Source organism: Sphingomonas morindae, from assembly GCF_023822065.1.
Lineage (GTDB): Bacteria > Pseudomonadota > Alphaproteobacteria > Sphingomonadales > Sphingomonadaceae > Solisphingomonas > Solisphingomonas morindae.
Window position 1 is genome coordinate 1025569 of sequence record NZ_CP084930.1, and the last position, 16928, is coordinate 1042496.

The 16928-nt window shown below is 69.8% G+C and carries 20 protein-coding genes; 10 read left to right on the forward strand and 10 right to left on the reverse strand.

From position 1 onward, the window contains the following. Positions 1–119 precede the first annotated feature (119 nt). A complete protein-coding gene (locus LHA26_RS05065; protein WP_252167645.1) occupies positions 120–290 on the forward strand; it encodes a hypothetical protein in 171 nt (56 codons plus the stop codon). A gap of 144 nt (positions 291–434) precedes the next feature. Here the strand turns inward: LHA26_RS05065 and LHA26_RS05070 are convergent, their stop codons facing one another. Next, entirely contained in the window at positions 435–632 is a 198-nt protein-coding gene (locus LHA26_RS05070; RefSeq protein WP_252167646.1) for a DUF5818 domain-containing protein, read from the reverse strand. Positions 633–762: 130 nt separating this feature from the next. On the opposite strand from LHA26_RS05070, the gene LHA26_RS05075 reads away from it, so the two are divergent. Continuing rightward, positions 763–1680, forward strand: coding sequence for an NAD(P)-dependent oxidoreductase (locus LHA26_RS05075; RefSeq protein WP_252167647.1), 918 nt, complete (start codon positions 763–765; stop codon positions 1678–1680). Here the strand turns inward: LHA26_RS05075 and LHA26_RS05080 are convergent. Genes LHA26_RS05080 through LHA26_RS05090 form a run of 3 tightly spaced genes read right to left on the reverse strand, consistent with a single transcriptional unit; the run spans position 1641 to position 4374 of the window. After that, the gene (locus LHA26_RS05080; RefSeq protein ID WP_252167648.1) at positions 1641–2375 is read right to left on the reverse strand and encodes a Crp/Fnr family transcriptional regulator; all 735 of its coding nucleotides are present in this window, start codon (positions 2373–2375) and stop codon (positions 1641–1643) included. The two genes, LHA26_RS05075 and LHA26_RS05080, sit on opposite strands and share 40 nt — an antisense overlap. Before the next feature lie 11 nt (positions 2376–2386). Further along, on the reverse strand, positions 2387–3409 hold the full coding sequence (locus LHA26_RS05085; RefSeq protein WP_252167649.1) for a Gfo/Idh/MocA family protein: 1023 nt from the start codon (positions 3407–3409) through the stop codon (positions 2387–2389). Further along, entirely contained in the window at positions 3403–4374 is a 972-nt protein-coding gene (locus LHA26_RS05090) for an MDR/zinc-dependent alcohol dehydrogenase-like family protein (RefSeq protein ID WP_252167650.1), read from the reverse strand. The genes LHA26_RS05085 and LHA26_RS05090 overlap by 7 nt, the downstream gene beginning before the upstream one ends. Positions 4375–4460: 86 nt before the next feature. On the opposite strand from LHA26_RS05090, the gene LHA26_RS05095 reads away from it, so the two are divergent. Further along, positions 4461–4718 (forward strand): SWIB/MDM2 domain-containing protein, encoded by a 258-nt coding sequence (locus tag LHA26_RS05095; RefSeq protein WP_252167651.1) that lies wholly within the window; start codon positions 4461–4463, stop codon positions 4716–4718. A 51-nt stretch (positions 4719–4769) separates the two neighbouring features. On the opposite strand, the gene LHA26_RS05100 is transcribed toward LHA26_RS05095, so the two are convergent. Genes LHA26_RS05100 through LHA26_RS05115 form a run of 4 tightly spaced genes read right to left on the reverse strand, consistent with a single transcriptional unit; the run spans position 4770 to position 8179 of the window. Then, entirely contained in the window at positions 4770–5879 is a 1110-nt protein-coding gene (locus tag LHA26_RS05100; RefSeq protein ID WP_252167652.1) for an inositol-3-phosphate synthase, read from the reverse strand. Further along, complete coding sequence (locus LHA26_RS05105) at positions 5866–6792, reverse strand: glycosyl hydrolase (RefSeq protein ID WP_252167653.1); 927 nt, start codon at positions 6790–6792, stop codon at positions 5866–5868. The genes LHA26_RS05100 and LHA26_RS05105 overlap by 14 nt, the downstream gene beginning before the upstream one ends. Then, positions 6789–7601: a TIGR04290 family methyltransferase gene (locus LHA26_RS05110; protein WP_252167654.1), complete on the reverse strand. Its 813-nt coding sequence runs from the start codon at positions 7599–7601 to the stop codon at positions 6789–6791. The genes LHA26_RS05105 and LHA26_RS05110 overlap by 4 nt, the downstream gene beginning before the upstream one ends. Beyond that, positions 7598–8179: a histidine phosphatase family protein gene (locus LHA26_RS05115; protein ID WP_252167655.1), complete on the reverse strand. Its 582-nt coding sequence runs from the start codon at positions 8177–8179 to the stop codon at positions 7598–7600. Before LHA26_RS05115 ends, LHA26_RS05110 begins: the two co-directional genes overlap by 4 nt. Before the next feature lie 249 nt (positions 8180–8428). Between LHA26_RS05115 and LHA26_RS05120 the strand changes: the two genes are divergently transcribed. From LHA26_RS05120 to LHA26_RS05150, 7 genes are read left to right on the forward strand one after another with little or no spacing between them, the layout of a single operon-like run. Further along, the gene (locus LHA26_RS05120) at positions 8429–9541 is read left to right on the forward strand and encodes an SDR family NAD(P)-dependent oxidoreductase (RefSeq protein ID WP_252167656.1); all 1113 of its coding nucleotides are present in this window, start codon (positions 8429–8431) and stop codon (positions 9539–9541) included. After that, positions 9538–10593, forward strand: coding sequence for an SDR family NAD(P)-dependent oxidoreductase (locus LHA26_RS05125; protein ID WP_252167657.1), 1056 nt, complete (start codon positions 9538–9540; stop codon positions 10591–10593). Before LHA26_RS05120 ends, LHA26_RS05125 begins: the two co-directional genes overlap by 4 nt. Next, on the forward strand, positions 10590–11684 hold the full coding sequence (locus LHA26_RS05130) for a glycosyltransferase family 4 protein (protein WP_252167658.1): 1095 nt from the start codon (positions 10590–10592) through the stop codon (positions 11682–11684). Before LHA26_RS05125 ends, LHA26_RS05130 begins: the two co-directional genes overlap by 4 nt. Next, positions 11681–12790, forward strand: coding sequence for a CgeB family protein (locus LHA26_RS05135; RefSeq protein WP_252167659.1), 1110 nt, complete (start codon positions 11681–11683; stop codon positions 12788–12790). Before LHA26_RS05130 ends, LHA26_RS05135 begins: the two co-directional genes overlap by 4 nt. After that, positions 12787–13875 (forward strand): CgeB family protein, encoded by a 1089-nt coding sequence (locus LHA26_RS05140; RefSeq protein ID WP_252167660.1) that lies wholly within the window; start codon positions 12787–12789, stop codon positions 13873–13875. Before LHA26_RS05135 ends, LHA26_RS05140 begins: the two co-directional genes overlap by 4 nt. Continuing rightward, complete coding sequence (locus LHA26_RS05145) at positions 13872–14957, forward strand: CgeB family protein (protein WP_252167661.1); 1086 nt, start codon at positions 13872–13874, stop codon at positions 14955–14957. The genes LHA26_RS05140 and LHA26_RS05145 overlap by 4 nt, the downstream gene beginning before the upstream one ends. Positions 14958–14968: 11 nt before the next feature. Beyond that, positions 14969–15967: an NAD-dependent epimerase/dehydratase family protein gene (locus LHA26_RS05150; protein WP_252167662.1), complete on the forward strand. Its 999-nt coding sequence runs from the start codon at positions 14969–14971 to the stop codon at positions 15965–15967. Positions 15968–16164: 197 nt separating this feature from the next. Here LHA26_RS05150 and LHA26_RS05155 read toward each other — a convergent pair whose 3' ends face one another. Next, positions 16165–16611, reverse strand: a complete 447-nt coding sequence (locus tag LHA26_RS05155) for a PilZ domain-containing protein (protein ID WP_252167663.1) — start codon at positions 16609–16611, stop codon at positions 16165–16167. Positions 16612–16687: 76 nt separating this feature from the next. Continuing rightward, positions 16688–16831: a hypothetical protein gene (locus tag LHA26_RS05160; protein WP_252167664.1), complete on the reverse strand. Its 144-nt coding sequence runs from the start codon at positions 16829–16831 to the stop codon at positions 16688–16690. Positions 16832–16928: the final 97 nt, after the last annotated feature.

The window sequence follows — 16928 nt, forward strand, 5'->3', positions numbered from 1 at the left end:
GCCACCTTGGTCGCACGGATGGGGTTAAGGACGGACCGAGGACAAGGGTGAAGCGCCGGCTTACCATTCTTGCCGCCTTCGCGGCTGGCATCGCCGCCTCGCCCATGGCAGAGCGGGGCATGGCCAGCCCTTCCCGGTCGTCGCGCGGCGGCGGCGTTCTCATCGCGCTCGGCGCCGTGCTCGGCGCGTTGATCGGCACCTTCTCGGGCCAACCCTCGATCGGCGTCGTGGCGGGCACCGGGCTCGGCGTGGCGCTGGCGGTGCTGCTCTGGTGGCGCGACCGGCGCTGAACAGGATCGCCGCTGCGGCCCGCCTCGGCGCATAAAAAAAGGCCGACCCTTGCGAGCCGGCCCGGAGTTTAGGAGAGGATGCCTGAAAGGCACGCTTCTTGTGCATCTGCGAAGATCATTTTGCAAGTGCACAATCCTCAAGTCTCAAGCGGGTCGCAACGCGCGCACTTCGACCCGGCCGGCCTCCACATAAATCCCGGTGACGAAGACTTTCTTCTCGACATGATCGACCGGCAGCCGGTTCAGCTCGAGCAGCACGGCGCCGCCGCTGTCCCGCCGCAAAACAAAGCCGCCCGCCTCGCGGACGAGCGTGCCGCTATCGACGAACGAGTCGCCGCGCATCGGAGCTTCCACCATCGCCGCCCAACGCCCGGCACGACGAAGGGGTGCCGCAGCGGGATCGGCGCGGCTGGCCGGGCGGCGGCGCCGGCGATATGGATCGGTCGCGGCCGGGCGCCCGAGGAGACTGGACATGCATATCGGATTCATAGGCTTGGGCGGAATGGGCGCGGCCATGGCGAGCAATCTCGTGCGCGCCGGCCATGATCTGACCGTGTTCAACCGCAGCCGCGACAAGGCCGCGCCGCTGGCCGAGATGGGCGCCAGGGTGGCCGAGGATATCGCCGGCGCCTGCACGGGCGAGTGCGTCGTCACCATGTTGGCCGATGATGCGGCGGTTCGCGCGGTGGCGCTGGGCCCGGACGGGATCGTCGCCCATCTCGCGCCGGGCGCCATCCACATCTCCTCCAGCACGATCGGGCTCGACTGTTCCAAGGCGCTGGCGGAGGCGCATGCCGCCGCCGGCCAGCGCTTCGTCGCCGCGCCGGTGTTCGGCCGGCCCGATGCGGCGGAGGCGGCGCGGCTGTTCGTCGTCGCCGCCGGGGCGCCCGAGGCGCTCGCCGCCTGCGAGCCCGTGTTCGATGCCATCGGCCAGCGCAGCTTCCTGCTCGGCGACGAGCCCAGCGCCGCCACCATCGCCAAGATCGGCGGCAATTTCCTGATCGCCTCGACGATCGAGGCCTTGGGCGAGGCGCTGGCGCTGGGCGCGCGTGGCGGCATCGATCCGCATGCCTATCTCGATCTGCTCACCAACACGCTGTTCGGCGCGCCCGTCCACAAGACCTATGGCGCGCTCATCGCCGACGGCGCCTTCACCCCCGCCCGCTTCGCCGCCCCGCTCGGCGCCAAGGATGTCGGCCTCGCGCTGGAGGCGGCCCGCGCGCTGAAGGTGCCGCTGCCGCTCGCCGGCCTGATCCATGACCGCTTCGTGCGGCTGATCAACACCGGCGGCGCGGAGCGCGACTGGGCGGCGCTGGGCGGTCTCGCCTTCGAGGATGCCGGCCTGCCGCCTCAGTCCCCCGCCGCCGCGAGCGATGCCGAGTCTAGATAGAGGTAGAGCGGATTGAACTCGGCGATCTGCCGCAGCCGCTCGGCGTCGAGCAGCTCGGCCTCGCCGTTGCGGAACAGCAGCAGCCCGTCCTCACGCAGGCTGCGGAGCGTGCGGTTGACATGCACCGGCGTGAGCCCGCACGCCTGGGCGATATCGATCTGGCTCAGCGCCAGGGCGAAGCGGCGGCCATCGCTGAGCCCGACCGCGCGCAGCCGCGCCTCCAGCTCGCAGAACATGTGGCTGATGCGGCCCGCCGCATCGAGCCGGCCGATGCGGAATATCCATTCGCGATGGGTGGCGGCATCCAGCAGCGTGCTGGCCCAGAGCGCGGTGGTGAGCGCGGGCCGGGTGGCGACGAGGCGGCGGAGATGCGCGTGCGGCATCATCGCCACCGTCACCGCCGTCATCGCGATCACGTCATGATCGATATAGCCGAGCGGAAAGCCGTGCAGATCGACGAAATCGCCGGGCACGTGCAGCCCCACGATCTGCCGCTCGCCCTTCTGATCGTCCATCACCCGCGCCACCAGCCCGTCCAGCAGCAGCAGCGCCCGATCCAGCGGCTCGCCCCGCGCCACCGCGCGCTGACGCGGCGCGAGGTGGCGGGTTTCGGTGAAGGCGGCATCGAAGGCGCGCTGGTCCTCGGGATCGGCGTCGCGGACCGAGCGGTGCTTGAGGAAGAGTCCGCTGCGCATGGCCAATTCCTTCACGTGAGTCCGGCGGAAAGCGCCGCTGTCGAAATCCCGGCGGCCGCGTAGATGCGATCGAGCGTGTCGGACACCTGGACAAGATGCTCGGCATCCGCATCGTAACGCGGCGATGCGGCGATCCGCTCCGCCCAGGCCGCGGCCGCGCGCCCCCCCCAGGCATCGGGCGGACCGGCGAGACGATCCGCCCTTGTGCCGGTGAAATGCTCGGCGGTGAAATCGTAGAAGGAGCCGTCGACGTTGCGCAGCGCGGCGCCGCCGTGCCGCCCCTGAAACTCCGCCGCGATCACCGCGTCGCGCCCGGCATGGAGCCGCCACGAACAGGCCAGCCGCACCACCGTGCCGCCGGCGAGCCGCAAGGTGGCGAGCGCGAGATCCTCGACCGCGTCGCTAGCGATCGGCGCGCCGCCGCTGAACAGATCGGCCTCGACCGCCTCGACCGCGGGAAAGTCCAGCGCCCAGAGCGCGAGATCGACGAGATGCACGCCAAGATCCATGACACAGCCGCCGCCCGCCTGGCTGCGATCGTAGAACCACGGCTTGTCCGGCCCATAGGCATTGTGGAACACCAGATCCACGGCATGGATCGGACCGAGCGCTCCGGCCGCGAGCAGATCGCGGATCGCCACCATGCCGGCGGTGAGCCGATAGGAGAAATCGACCGAAAGCAGCCGGTCCGCCGCGCGCGCGGCGGCGATCACGCGGCGCGCCTCGCCCGCGTCACGGCCGAGCGGCTTCTGGCAGAAGACGGCGCAGCCGGCCTCCAGCGCGGCGATCGCCTGGCCGGCGTGGAGCGCGCTGGGCGTGGCGATCACCACCCCGTCGAGCCCGAGCGCGAGCATCTCGTCAAGCGAGGCGCAGCGCCGCGCGGACGGCGCCAGCGCGCACGCCGCCGCCGCCGCCTCGTCCGCGCCGTCCGCCACCGCCACCGCCTCGATCGCGCCGGTGGCGAGCATCGCCTCCATGCGGTGGCGGCCGATCCAGCCGGTGCCGAGAAAGCCGATCCGGGGGCGGCTCAGCATCGCACCAGCGCCTTGACGAAGGCGCCGGGCTTGTCGCGCGTCGCATCCAGGGCGGCGCCGAGCTGCGCCAGGGGATAGTCGTGCGTGTAGAGCGGGCGCGGATCGAGCGTGCCCGAGGCGACCAGATCGATCGCCGCGCGCAGCCCGGCCATCTGCACGGCGGGATCGCGCTCATGCGCATTGATCACGTCGATTCCCTTCCAGTTCCACATCTGCATGCTCACCTGGCGCGGCCCGTCCTGGTGATAGCCGGCGATCACCAGCCGGCCGCCAAAGCCCACCAGCTCGCCGGCGAGATCGAGCGGCCACTGCTTGCCCACCGCCTCGATCACGCGCGCGCACAGCACATCGCCGGTCAGCGCCTTGACGCGATCGATGATCGCCCAGTGATCGTCCATCACGATCGTTTCGGCGGCGCCATAATGCCGGGCGAGCGCGAGCGAGCTTTCGCGGCGCGAGATGGCGATGACGCGCGCGCCCGCCGCGCTCGCCAGCCGCGTCAGCACCGCGCCGAGAAAGCCGATGCCGATGATCGCCACCGTCTGCCCCGGCTCGATCGCGGCGCGGCGGAAGATGTTGACGGCGCAGGCCAGCGGCTCGCCGGGAAAGGGCTGGCCGGCGAGCGCCTCCGGCAGCCGCGCCACCTTGTCGGCGTCCGCCACGTCGAAGCCGGCAAAGCTGCGATAGGACAGCGCCGCCACGCGATCGCCCGGGGCGAGCCCGGTCACGTCAGGCCCGATCGCGTCGATCACGCCCCAACCCTCATGGCCGAGATCGCCCGGCTCGCGCGGATAGGTCAGCCATTCCAGCCCGGCCCAGGGCTCGAGGTTGGACGCGCACACGCCGCAGCCCTCCAGCCGGACGCGGACCTGGCCGGGCCCCGGCTCCGGTCGCGCCACCCGATCGAGGCGGATCATCCCCGGCTCGACCAGAACGGCCGCCGTCATCATTGCCGGTGCGTCCATGAATTCTCCTGAGTTTTCAATGCAACCATTTGCCCGTCCTGCGCTTTCCAGCCGGTCGTCAACCGCGAGAGAACGGGAGCAGGGATATGGCGGGAAGCACCAAGACCGATGGCGCGCACAAGACGGTACAGCCCTCGCCGGAACTCGGCGCGGTGGTGGGCAACGATCCGTTGAAGCGCACCGACGTTGTCAGCAAGATCTGGGAATATATCAAGAAGAACAATCTCCAGAACGAGAAGGACAAGCGTCAGATCGATGCCGACGACAAACTCGAGAAAGTGTTCGGCAAGAAGCAGGTCAGCATGTTCGAGATGAACAAGCTGATCTCCGCCCATCTGAAGTGAGACGGATCGGCGGCCCGTCCCGGCGGGCCGCCGCGCCGTTCCGGCACAGCCTCATGGCTGGTCGCCGGCGATGAAGCGCTGCACCGCCGCATGGGCCGCGTCGTCGGTCATCTGCTCGGCGGGATGCTTGCAGAAATAGGCCGACGGCGCCCCTATGACGCCGCCCGCGCCGCGATCGCGCGCGAGCTTGGCGCAGCGGATCATGTCGATCGCCACGCCCGCCGAATTGGGGCTGTCCTCCACCGAGAGGCGCAGCTCCAGATTCATCGGCACGCCGCCGAACAGCTGCCCTTCCATGCGGATGAAGGCGACCTTATTGTCCTTCTGCCAGGCGACATAATCCGACGGGCCGATATGCACGTCGGGATCGGGCAGCCGTTCCGCCGCCACCGCCTGCACCGCCTCGGTCTTGCTGATCTTCTTGGATTTCAGCCGGGTCCGGTTGGACATGTTGAGGAAGTCGGTATTGCCGCCGGTATTGAGCTGGTAGGTGCGGTCCAGCTTCACCCCGCGCTTGGCGAAGAGATCGGTGAGCACGCGGTGGACGATGGTGGCGCCGAGCTGCGCCTTGATATCGTCGCCCACGATCGGCACGCCCGCCGCCTCGAAGCGCGCGGCCCAGTCCGGATCGCTGGCGATGAAGACGGGAATGGCGTTGACGAAGGCGACCCCCGCCTCGAGCGCGCAGGCCGCGTAGAATTCGGTCGCGCGCTGCGAGCCTACCGGCAGATAGTTGATCATCACCTCCGCGCCGGCCTCGCGCAGCGCCGCCACCACGTCGGCCTGGCTCGGCTCGGGCAGATCGGCCGCGACGAAGCTCTGCGCCTCCGGATACTCCGCCATATGCTCGGCGACGCCGTCCAGGATCGGGCCCATGCGCACCCGCGCGCCGGTTTCGGGCACCGCCTCGCAGAAGCGCGCGGTGCAATTGGGCGCGGCGAAGATCGCCTCGGCGACATCGCGCCCGACCTTGCGCGCATCCACGTCCCAGCCCGCCACGACACGGATGTCGCTGGGCCGGTAGCCGCCCAGCTCCCAATGCATCAGGCCCACCATCTCGTTGGCGCCCTTGCGATAATGCGCGATGCCCTGGACCAGCGAGCTGGCGCAGTTGCCGATCCCGACAATGGCGAGGTTGATCGGACGCTCAGGCGACAACATCGATACTCTCCCGGATCGCCGGCAGCGCCGGCGCATAACGATCGATCATCCAGGCGCAGAAATCGGCGAAGGCCTGGGGTTCGCGCGCGCAGCTGGTATGGTGCGGCGCGACGCCGAGATGTTCCGGCGTGAAGCAGAAGGTGACGGTCACGTCGAAATCGGCGAGCGCCTCCATCTGCCGATCGAACCAGCCGATCGCATCGGGCCGGAAGCTGTCCGCCCAGGACAGGCCGGTGCGCAGCTTGCGCGTGCCGAGCCGCTTCATCCACGCCACCGCCTCGTCGAGCCGGGGATCCTGATAGTGGAACCATTGCATCAGCCCCATCTCGCCGGCGACGCGGGCATAGTCGTCCAGCGCCGGCTTGGGCGTGCCATCCTCGCGGATCAGCCCCATGTAGAAATGGCGGTAATAGGAAGAGCCCTCGGCCTCGCGATGCCGCGTCTCGGCACCCCAGGCCATGGGAAGATCGTAGAGCGAGTACCAGAAGAGGCGCGGCACGCGCCCGATCAGCAGCTCGGCGGTGCGCGTGAGCCCGAAGACCTGCACCTCCTCCGCGCCGAACGAGCCGACGCCCACTTCCGTCACCCAGACGGGCTTGTCGGTCACCGCCTCGATCTCGGCGATCTTGTCCGGCCAGGCGTGGATCGGCCACAGATTCCAGTCGAGCGGGAAGCCGTGCACGGCAACCACGTCGACCGCGTCGAGCGCGCCGTGGCGCTCCATGCGCTGCAGCCAGGAAGGATCGATCGGCGACATGCCGCCGAGCACGCGCGTGACCGCGGGATTGATCGCGCGGATCGCCGCCCCGGCGCGGATCACATGATCGGCATAGATGGCCCAGTCCGGATCCAGCGCCGGATCCCAGTGCGACTTGTTGTTGGGCTCGTTCCAGATCATCGCGGCTTCGATCATCGGCCGTCTCCTTTCGCGGGATAGGCCGCCATCGGGCCGTGCATGAGGTCGCCGAACGGCACCGGCGCGGCGCGGCAGAGATAGACTTCCGCCTCCGGCCGCGCCGTGATGGCGAAGCCGGCCGCGCGCAGCATCGCCTCGGTGCAGGCGCGGTTGGGCGCCCACCAATTGGTCCAGTCGCCTGCATAATGCCGCTCGATGAAGTGCATCCGCGGATAGCCGGGCTCGGAAAAGAGCGGCGGCTCGTCGAAGGTGCCGGGGGTATGGAAGGGATGGTCCTCGGGCACCGGCGCGACCGTCTCGGCGCCGCGCTGCATCGTCTGGAACAGCATCCAGTCACCCGCGACATGCTCGCGGACCAGATCCAGCGCCAGCAGCGGATGGCGCAGATGGTAGAGCACGCCCATGAAGATGACGAAATCGAAGCGCTCGCCGAGCGCGCCGACATCATAGACCGACAGGTTGCGGAACTCGATTCCGTCGAACCCCAGCGTGCGCGCCGCCAGCCGCCCCTGCGCCAGATAGCGCTCGTCGCTGTCGATGCCGACCACGCGGTCCGCGCCGCGCCGCGCCATCTCCATCGCGTAGAAGCCGGCGTTGCAGCCGATATCGAGCACCGTCATCCCGCGCATATCGCCCGGCAGCGCATGGGCGAAGCGCTGAAACTTGAAGCGGGGATAGTCGCCCAGAAAATGCTCGGGCGCGGTGTGCACGCCGCCCAGATCGATATTGTGGAACCACGGGGCCAGCGCCGCCACCTCGTCGCGCAGGCGCTCGCGCGCCGCATCGGCCGGTTCGCGGTCGCTCATGCCGGCCGCTCGTTGAGCTGGACCAGCCGCCCGCCCCAGCCGCCCACCGACAGCGTCGTCACCGATGCGGGATCGACATCGAAGGCGAGCAGCCGATCCAGCGACAGGCCGAGATAATGCGCGACGACGCCGCGGATGATGTCGCAATGGCTCACCAGCACCACCGGGCCCGGCGTGGCGGCCGCCGAGCGCGCCTCGACACAGGCGACCGCGCGCGCCGTCGCCGCCGCCATCGTCTCTCCCTCGGGCGGCCGGGCCGCCTCGCGCGCTTCGTTCCAGCGGGTCCAATCGGGATCAGCGGCAAGCTGGGCGAAGGGCCGCCCCGTCCAGAGCCCGAAATCGATCTCGTCCAGCCGCTCGTCCACCGAAACCGGCAGGCCCAGCGCGCCCGCTGTTTCGCAGGCGCGGCGCCGGGGGCTGGAGAACACCGCGCCGATCGGGCGGGCCGCGGCCCAGCGGCCCAGCGCCTCGGCCTGATGCCGCCCTTCCGGGCTGAGGCCGATATCGGATCGGCCGCTCAGCACATCGCCCAGTTCGGCGTGGCGGGCATGGCGGATCAGGTGGACGAGCGCGCTCACCGGCGCGAGACAGGCAGGAAAAGCATCAACATAGAAGCTGGTAACCCCGAGATAGGCCCGGCGTTCCCTCCACCGGTCGGTAAAATCCCTCCGTTCACCCGAAGAAGGGGAACAAAGATGAAGAAGGATGGCTTCTTACTCTCTGTTTCCACACGATTACCCAGTCAATTGATCTACGTTAATCACAATAATTGATCTATGTTGCGATGCCTTTCGGCATCGCGGCGGGATGAGCTTTGCGGAGGGCACATGGAGCGGGTACTCATCACCGGCGGGGCGGGATTTATCGGCCGGTTCGTGGCCGACGAGCTGATGCGGCGGGGCCATCAGGTCCGCGTGCTCGATAGCCTCATCGAACAGGTTCATGGCCAGATCGACCGTCCGGCGATGCTGCACGAGGATGTCGAGCTGATCCGCGCCGATGTGCGCGACGGCGCGGCGGTGGCGCGCGCGCTCGAGGGGATCGACAGCGTCGTGCACCTCGCCGCCGAGGTCGGCGTCGGCCAATCCATGTACGAGGTGGAGCGCTATACCTCGGTCAATGATGTCGGCACGGCGGTGCTGTTCGAAAAGCTGATCCAGCGGCCGGTGCGGCGCGTGGTCACCGCCTCGTCGATGAGCATCTATGGCGAGGGCCTGTATCGCGACCAGGATGGCGCGCTGGTGGAAACCGCCGAGCGCACGACGCTGCGCGACGGCCAGCGCAACTGGGAGCCGGTTGACGCACAGGGCCGGCCGCTCGCCCCGGTGGCGACGCCGGAATGGAAGCGGCCCAACCTCGCCTCGATCTACGCGCTCAACAAATATGTGCAGGAGCGCACCACCCACATCCTCGCCGCCCCCTATGGCATCGAGGGCGTGTGCCTGCGGCTGTTCAACGTCTATGGCCCGGGCCAGGCGCTGTCCAACCCCTATACCGGCGTGCTGGCGATCTTCGCGGCGCGCCTGCTCAACGGCCAGCAGCCGATGATCTTCGAGGATGGCGAACAGCGGCGCGACTTCGTCCATGTCACCGATGTCGCCCGCGCCTTCGCCGATGCGCTGGAGCTTCCCGGCGCGGCCGGCGGCACCTTCAATATCGGCTCGGGCACCGATCGCAGCGTGACCGAGGTCGCCCGCGCGCTGGCCCGCGCCATGGGCAAGAACCAGATCGAGCCGGAAATCGTCGGCAAGGCCCGGATCGGCGACATCCGCCATTGCTTCTGCGACACCGGCCGCGCGCGCGAGGCGATCGGCTTCGAGGCGCGGCAGGATTTCGAGGCCGGTCTGGCCGAGCTGGCGGAATGGGTGGCCGAGCAGACCGCCGAGGATCGCGTCCATTCGGCGCGGGCCGAACTCGAGGCCCGGGGGCTGGTGGCGTGAGCGGCGGCGCGATCCTCGTCACGGGCGGCGCGGGCTTTATCGGCTCCAACCTGGCGGACGCGCTCGCCGCCGCGGGGCACCGGGTGATCGTGTATGATGCGCTCGCCCGCGCCGGGGTGGAGCGCAACCTTGCCTGGCTGCAGGCGCGCCATGGCGATCGGATCGATGCGCGCATCGCCGATCTGCGCGATCGCGCGGCGCTGGCCTCGGCCGTGGCGGAGGCCGAGGCCGTTTTCCACCTCGCCGCACAGGTGGCGGTGACGACCAGCCTCACCGACCCGCGCGACGATTTCGAGATCAACATCGCCGGCACCTTCGATCTGCTCGAGGCGATCCGCGCCACCGGCCGTCGCGTCCCGCTCGTCTTCGCCTCGACCAACAAGGTATATGGCGATCTCGCCGATCTCGATTTCGCCCGCGAGGGCGAGGCCTATGTGCCGGTCGACGCGGCGGTGCGCGCGCACGGCATCGGCGAGGCGCGGCCGCTGGATTTCCATACGCCCTATGGCTGTTCCAAGGGCGCGGCCGATCAATATGTGCTGGACTATGCGCGCAGCTATGATCTGCCGGCGACGGTGCTGCGGATGAGCTGCATCTATGGCCAGCGCCAGATGGGCACCGAGGATCAGGGCTGGGTCGCCCATTTTCTGATCCGGGCGCTGGAGGGCCGGCCCATCACCCTGTACGGCGATGGCTATCAGGTGCGCGACATTCTCGACGTCGGCGATGCCGTGGCGGCCTATCTCGGCGCGTGGCGCGAGATCGAGACGGTGAAGGGCCGCGCCTTCAACCTTGGCGGGGGCCCGGCCAACGCGATCAGCCTGCGCGCGCTGATCGCGCATATCGGCGCGCTGATCGGCCGCCCGGTGACGCTCGACTGGTCCGACTGGCGGGCCGGCGACCAGCGTTATTTCGTCGCCGATACGCGCGCGGTGGATGCGGCGCTCGGCCTGCCCGCCAAGCGTCCCTGGCGCGACGGCGTGGAAGGGCTGGCGCGCTGGCTGGCCGAAGAGCGCGGCCACAGCCTGGCCGGGCTCGAGGCGGTATCATGAGCCGGCGCCCGCTGCGCCTGCTGATGACGGCGGATGCGGTCGGCGGGGTGTGGCAATATGCCGCCGACCTCGCGCGCGCGCTGCGCCCGCTCGGCATCGAGACGGTGATCGCCCTGCTCGGGCCCGCCCCGACGCCCGGGCAGCGCGCCGAACTCGGCGACATCCGCCTGATCGAAACCGGCCTGCCGCTCGACTGGCTGTGCGACGGACCGACGCCGGTGCTCGCCGCCGGCGAGGCGGTGGCCGCGCTCGCGGCGGCGGAGCGGGTCGATATCGTCCAGCTCAACATGCCGACCCTGCTCGCCGAGGCGCGCTTCCCCTGCCCGGTGGTGGCGGTGACGCATGGCTGCGTCGCCACCTGGTGGGCGGCCGCCCGCGCCACCCCGCTCAGCCCCGCCTATCGCTGGCATGAGCGGCTGACCGCGCGGGGCCTCGCGCGCGCCGATCGCGTCGTCGCGCCCAGCGCCGCCTATGGCGCGATCGTCGCGCGCCATTATGATCTTCCCCGCCCCGCCACCGTGCCGAATGGCCGGCGTCCGCTGCGCGTGGTGCCGGGCGCGCGGCACGATTGCGTCTTCACCGCCGGACGGCTGTGGGACGAGGTCAAGAATGCCCGCACGCTGGATGCCGTGGCCGCGCGGCTGGCGGTGCCCTTCCACGCCGCCGGCGCGGCGATCGGCCCGCATGGCGAGACGATCACGCTCCAGCATCTTCACCCGCTCGGTCTGCTCGACGAGGCGGGCATCGCCGCGCGGCTGGCGCCGCGCCCCATCTTCGTCTCGGCGGCGACGTTCGAGCCCTTCGGCCTGGCGGTGCTGGAGGCGGCGGCGGCGGGCTGCGCGCTGGTGCTGTCGGACATCCCGACCTTCCGCGAGCTGTGGAGCGGGGCCGCGCTGTTCGTCGATCCGCACGACGAGGACGGCTTCGTGGCCGCGATCGACTCGCTGATCGGCGACGATCGCCATCGCGTCGAGGCCGGCGAGGCGGCACGCGCCGCCGCCGGCCGCTACACGCCGGCGGCGATGGCGGCGGGCATGGCGGCGCTGATCCGCGGGCTCCTCCCCACCCGCGCCCGGGCCGCCGCCGCATGAGGATCGTCTATTTCACCCACTCGCTGGCCTCGTGCTGGAATCATGGCAATGCGCATTTCCTGCGCGGCGTGGCGAGCGAGCTGGTCGCGCGCGGCCATGATGTGCGCGTCTACGAGCCCGCCGGCGCCTGGAGCCTCGCCAATCTGCTGGGCGATCATGGCGAGGAAGGGCTTACCGCCTATCGCCAGGCCTATCCCGAGTTGGGATCGACCGAGATCGACGCCGAGGCCGATCCCGTGCCGCTGATCGAGGACGCCGATCTCGTGCTGGTGCATGAGTGGAACCCGCCCGCGCTGGTCGCCGCGATCGGCCGCGCCCGCGCGCGCGGCGGCCGCTTCACGCTGCTCTTCCACGATACGCACCACCGCGCCGTGAGCGCGCCGGACGAGATGCGCGCCTATGATCTGGCCGCCTATGACGGGGTGCTCGCCTTTGGCGAGACGCTGTCCGAAGTCTATCGCGGCTGGGGCTGGGGCGCGCGCGTCTGGACTTGGCACGAGGCGGCGGACCTGCGCCGCTTCCACCCGCCCGAAACCGAAGGGCCGCGCGAGGGGCTGATCTGGATCGGCAATTGGGGCGATGGCGAGCGCACCGAGGAACTCGAATCCTATCTGTTCCGCCCCGCCGAGGCGTGCGGCCTCGCGCTCGACATATATGGCGTGCGCTATCCGGAGGCGGCGCAGGCGCTGCTCGCCCGGCATGGCGCGCGCTATCATGGCTGGGCGCCCAACGCCGCCGCGCCGCGCCTGTTCGCCCGCCACCGCGCCACGGTGCACGTGCCGCGCCGCTTCTACGCCACCATCCTGCCCGGCATCCCCACCATCCGCGTGTTCGAGGCGCTGGCCTGCGGCATTCCGCTGGTCTCGGCGCCCTGGAACGATGCCGAGGGGCTGTTCCGCGTCGGCCAGGATTTCCTCATGGTCGACCGCCCCGATCAGATGGCCGATGCGCTGCGCCTGATCCGCGACGATGCGGACGCCCGCGCCGCGCTGGTGCGCGCCGGGCTCGAGACCATCCGAACCCGCCATAGCTGCGCGCACCGGGTCGACGAGCTGCTCGCCATCGTCGATCGCCTCCGCAGCCCCGTCCTGGAGCCCGCCGCATGAAGATCGCCTTCTACGGATCGAGCCTGTTGTCGTCCTACTGGAACGGCGCGGCCACCTATTATCGCGGCATCCTGCGCAACCTCGCGCTGCACGGCCACGCCATCCGCTTCTACGAACCCGATGCCTTCGATCGCCAGAAGCATCGCGATATCGATCCCCCCGAATGGGCGCAGGTCACCGTCTATCCCGCGACGGAGGAAGGGCTGCGCGGCGTGCTGGCGGAGGCCGGCGATGCCGATGTGGTGGTGAAGGCCAATGGCGTCGGCGTGTTCGACGCCGAGCTGCTGGACGGGATCGTCGCCGAGGCGGCGCCCCATGCGCTGCGCATCTTCTGGGATGTCGACGCCGCCGCCACCCTGGACGAGATGCGCGCCGATCCCAGCCATCCGGTGCGGCGCCGGCTCGCCGATCTCGATCTGGTGCTCACCTATGGCGGCGGCCCGCCGGTGATCCGCGCCTATGAGGCGTTCGGCGCCGCGCGCTGCGTGCCGATCTACAACGCGCTGGATCCGACCACCCATTTCCCGGTGCCGCCGGATCCGCGCTTCGCGTGCGATCTCGCCTTTCTCGGCAACCGGCTGCCCGACCGCGAGGCTCGGGTGGAGGAATTCTTCCTCAAGGCCGCCGCCGCGCTTCCCGACCGCGCCTTTCTGATCGGCGGCAATGGCTGGGAGAGCAAGGCGATGCCCGCCAATGTCCGGCATCGCGGCCATGTCTACACGGCCGAACACAATGCCTTCAACTGCACGCCGCGCGCGGTGCTGAACGTCGCGCGCGACAGCATGGCGCATATCGGCTTCTCGCCGGCGACGCGCGTGTTCGAGGCGGCGGGGGCGGCCGCCTGCCTCATCACCGATCAATGGGAGGGGATCGAGATGTTCCTGACGCCGGATGTCGAGGTGCTGGTGGCGCGCGACGGGCAGGACGTGGCCGATCACCTCGCCGGGCTCACCGCCGAGCGCGCCGCCGCGATCGGCGCCGCCGCGCGGGCGCGGGTGCTTGCCGAGCACAGCTATGATCTGCGCGCCGCCCAGGTGGATGCCTTGCTGCGCGAACATGCCGCGCGCCAGGCGGTGCCGGCATGAGGCTCGTCGTTCTCGGGCTCACTTTGTCCTCCTCCTGGGGCAATGGCCACGCCACCACCTTCCGCGCACTGCTCAAGGCCTTCGCCGCGCGCGGCCACGACATCCTGTTCCTCGAGCGCGACAAGCCCTGGTATGCGAGCCAGCGCGATCTCGCCGATCCGGACTATTGCCAGCTCGCCTTCTATGACAGCCTGGGCGATCTGGCGGACTGGCGGCGCGAGATCGCGGGCGCGGATGCGGTGATCGTCGGCTCCTATGTGCCCGAAGGCGTCGCCGTCGCCGGTCTGGTGCAGCAATGGGCCGAGGGCGTCACCGCCTTCTACGATATCGACACGCCCGTCACGCTCGCCAAGCTGGCGCGCGGCGACACCGAATATATCGCACCCGAGACCATTCCCGGCTTCGATATCTATTTTTCCTTCACCGGCGGCCCCACTTTGGCGCGGATCGAGGCGGAGTTCGGCGCCCCGGCGGCGCGCGCGCTCTATTGCTCGGTCGATCCGGCGCTCTATCCGCCGCCGGCGCCCGGCACGCGCAAGCTCTGGGATCTCTCCTATCTCGGCACCTACAGCCCCGATCGCCAGCCGACGCTTGAGCGGCTGCTGATCGCGCCGGCGCGCGCCAATCCGGGGCTGCGCTGCGTGGTGGCCGGGCCGCAATATCCGTCCGACATAGACTGGCCGGACAATGTGGCGCGGATCGAGCATCTGCCGCCCGCCGAGCATGCGGCCTTTTACGGCGCCTCGCGCTTCACGCTCAACGTCACGCGGGCGGACATGATCGCGGCCGGCTGGTCGCCCTCGGTGCGCCTGTTCGAGGCGGCGGCGTGCGGCACGCCGATCATCTCCGACATCTGGGACGGGATCGAGCAGCTCTTCACCCCCGACGCCGAGATCATCCTGGCGCGGAGCGGCGCGGAGGTGGAAGCCGCGCTCGCCGGCGATGCCGAGGCGCTCGGCCGCGCGGCGCGGGCGCGGGTGATGGCGGCTCACACCGCCGCCCACCGCGCCGCCGAACTCGACGATCATCTTAGCCAAGCAACGGCCAAAAAGGCCGCCGGCCCGCTCGTGCTGGCACGTTAGAGGAGTAGCGGATGCTCAACCCCCAAAGCGACCTGATCCTTGTCGCCGGCGGCGCCGGCTTCATCGGTTCGCACCTGTGCCGCGCCCTGCTGGATCAGGGTCATTCCGTCGTCTGTCTCGACAATCTCCAGACCGGGCGCGCCCAGAATCTGGAAGGGCTGAGTAGCGATCCGCGCTTCGAGTTCATCGAGGCCGATGTGGTCGCCCCGCTGCCGGCGAGCGTGACCGAGCGCACCGCCCGCTTCCGCCGCATCTACAATCTCGCCTGCGCGGCTTCGCCGCCGCAATATCAGGCCGATCCCGAGCATACCATGCTCACCAACGTGGTCGGCTCGCACCATCTGCTGCGACTCGCCGAAGCCTCGAGCGCGCGCTTTCTGCTCAGCTCCACCAGCGAGGTCTATGGCGATCCGGAAGTCCATCCGCAGCGCGAGGGCTATCGCGGCTGGGTGAACTGCACCGGCCCGCGTGCCTGCTATGACGAGGGCAAGCGCGCCGCCGAGGCCATGGCGTTCGATTATGCGCGGCTGGGGCGCGCCGAGGTGCGCGTGGCGCGCATCTTCAACACCTATGGCCCGCAAATGCACCCCGATGACGGCCGGGTGGTGTCCAACCTCATCTGCCAGGCTCTGTCGGGCCGCGAGATCACCATCTATGGCGATGGCAGCCAAACGCGCAGCTTCTGCTACGTCTCCGACATGGTCGACGGGCTGATGCGGCTGATGGAGAGCGAGACGGTGGGGCTCGATCCCGTCAATCTGGGCAATCCGGTGGAGCTGACGGTGAGCGAGTTGCTCGCCGAGGTGCTGGACCTGACCGGAAGCCGCGCGCCCATCGTCCATATGCCGCTGCCGATCGACGATCCGCGCCGCCGCCGGCCCGATATCGACCGCGCCACGGCCTTGCTGGGCTGGCAGCCGCGCGTCGGCCTGCGGGACGGGCTGGAGCGCACCTGCGCCTGGTTCGCGCGCGAGCTGGCAGAAACGACGCCACAGCGCGTGCCAGCCTGACGATCAAAGCGGCCGGCGCGCCAACGCATGTGAATTCGGAGCCGGCGCGAATCGCCTAGACGGAAGGGGTCCACAGGGCGCGCCGGCCATCCCCCAAAGCCCCGCCGCCGGTTCGACCCGCCGCGATGGACGCGAAGAAAACTGGCGCCCCGGCCCGTCCCCATGGGCCGGGGCGCCATTTCATGCAGGCTGCGGGCTCAGCGCTTGAACAGGCCGCGCATCTTGCCGAGCAACGAGCCCGGCTTCTCTTCCGGGATCTCGCGATCGGTCGCGCGGCGGTTGTAGGCGATCGCCTCCTGGGTGCGGATGCGATCCCGCATCTGGGGGAAATTGCCCTCCGCCACGGTTTCGGCGATGCCGGCGCGCACCACATCCTCGGCGCTGATCGGCATGAGGAAGGCGGCGCCATGTTCGATGCCGTTGACGCGCATCACGCGCGCCGCCTGCATGCCGAGCCCGGGGATGCCGAGGCTCACCAGCGCGCCGATTTCCAGCGGCGGTTCCGCGGTGAAGCGGACGCCGGTGGTGGATAGGTCGATCACGGCGACGTCGCTCGCGACTCGCGTCCGCTCGCGCACCGTGCCGCGGCGGCCGATCTTGATTCGCTCGGCGCGTTCGACCTCGATCGATGTCTTTATGGACATGCTCGCACGCTCACTCGTAACCTTCTCAGCTACTCGTTAAAGCATCGTCCTTACCAAGCGCTTACCAAAGCGCGGCTCATGGCCCCTCGCGCCACGGATCGGGGGCGCCATCGGGCAGCGGCTGGTCCGGCCGCGGCGGATGCGGCGCATCGGCATCGGGCGGCGGCGCGTCGGGCATCTCGGGCGGCAGCTCGGTGGGGGGCTTGGACGCCATCATCATCTCCTCTCCCAATCCCAACGCACGACCTCCAAGCGCGGCTTCCGTGCCGCACCGCCGCAATTTTTTCTCGCCCATGCACAATCAGCGCTTGCGTAAT

What these genes read in the sequence shown, in the direction of transcription:
- LHA26_RS05160 (WP_252167664.1), bottom strand. Translation starts at nt 16,831, where the DNA reads ATGATGATGGCGTCCAAGCCCCCCACCGAGCTGCCGCCCGAGATGCCC.
- LHA26_RS05130 (WP_252167658.1), top strand. Translation starts at nt 10,590, where the DNA reads ATGAGCCGGCGCCCGCTGCGCCTGCTGATGACGGCGGATGCGGTCGGC.
- LHA26_RS05070 (WP_252167646.1), bottom strand. Translation starts at nt 632, where the DNA reads ATGCGCGGCGACTCGTTCGTCGATAGCGGCACGCTCGTCCGCGAGGCG.
- LHA26_RS05085 (WP_252167649.1), bottom strand. Translation starts at nt 3,409, where the DNA reads ATGCTGAGCCGCCCCCGGATCGGCTTTCTCGGCACCGGCTGGATCGGC.
- LHA26_RS05100 (WP_252167652.1), bottom strand. Translation starts at nt 5,879, where the DNA reads ATGTTGTCGCCTGAGCGTCCGATCAACCTCGCCATTGTCGGGATCGGC.
- LHA26_RS05150 (WP_252167662.1), top strand. Translation starts at nt 14,969, where the DNA reads ATGCTCAACCCCCAAAGCGACCTGATCCTTGTCGCCGGCGGCGCCGGC.
- LHA26_RS05140 (WP_252167660.1), top strand. Translation starts at nt 12,787, where the DNA reads ATGAAGATCGCCTTCTACGGATCGAGCCTGTTGTCGTCCTACTGGAAC.
- LHA26_RS05105 (WP_252167653.1), bottom strand. Translation starts at nt 6,792, where the DNA reads ATGATCGAAGCCGCGATGATCTGGAACGAGCCCAACAACAAGTCGCAC.
- LHA26_RS05120 (WP_252167656.1), top strand. Translation starts at nt 8,429, where the DNA reads ATGGAGCGGGTACTCATCACCGGCGGGGCGGGATTTATCGGCCGGTTC.
- LHA26_RS05145 (WP_252167661.1), top strand. Translation starts at nt 13,872, where the DNA reads ATGAGGCTCGTCGTTCTCGGGCTCACTTTGTCCTCCTCCTGGGGCAAT.
- LHA26_RS05075 (WP_252167647.1), top strand. Translation starts at nt 763, where the DNA reads ATGCATATCGGATTCATAGGCTTGGGCGGAATGGGCGCGGCCATGGCG.
- LHA26_RS05095 (WP_252167651.1), top strand. Translation starts at nt 4,461, where the DNA reads ATGGCGGGAAGCACCAAGACCGATGGCGCGCACAAGACGGTACAGCCC.
- LHA26_RS05080 (WP_252167648.1), bottom strand. Translation starts at nt 2,375, where the DNA reads ATGCGCAGCGGACTCTTCCTCAAGCACCGCTCGGTCCGCGACGCCGAT.
- LHA26_RS05135 (WP_252167659.1), top strand. Translation starts at nt 11,681, where the DNA reads ATGAGGATCGTCTATTTCACCCACTCGCTGGCCTCGTGCTGGAATCAT.
- LHA26_RS05155 (WP_252167663.1), bottom strand. Translation starts at nt 16,611, where the DNA reads ATGTCCATAAAGACATCGATCGAGGTCGAACGCGCCGAGCGAATCAAG.
- LHA26_RS05065 (WP_252167645.1), top strand. Translation starts at nt 120, where the DNA reads ATGGCCAGCCCTTCCCGGTCGTCGCGCGGCGGCGGCGTTCTCATCGCG.
- LHA26_RS05090 (WP_252167650.1), bottom strand. Translation starts at nt 4,374, where the DNA reads ATGGACGCACCGGCAATGATGACGGCGGCCGTTCTGGTCGAGCCGGGG.
- LHA26_RS05110 (WP_252167654.1), bottom strand. Translation starts at nt 7,601, where the DNA reads ATGAGCGACCGCGAACCGGCCGATGCGGCGCGCGAGCGCCTGCGCGAC.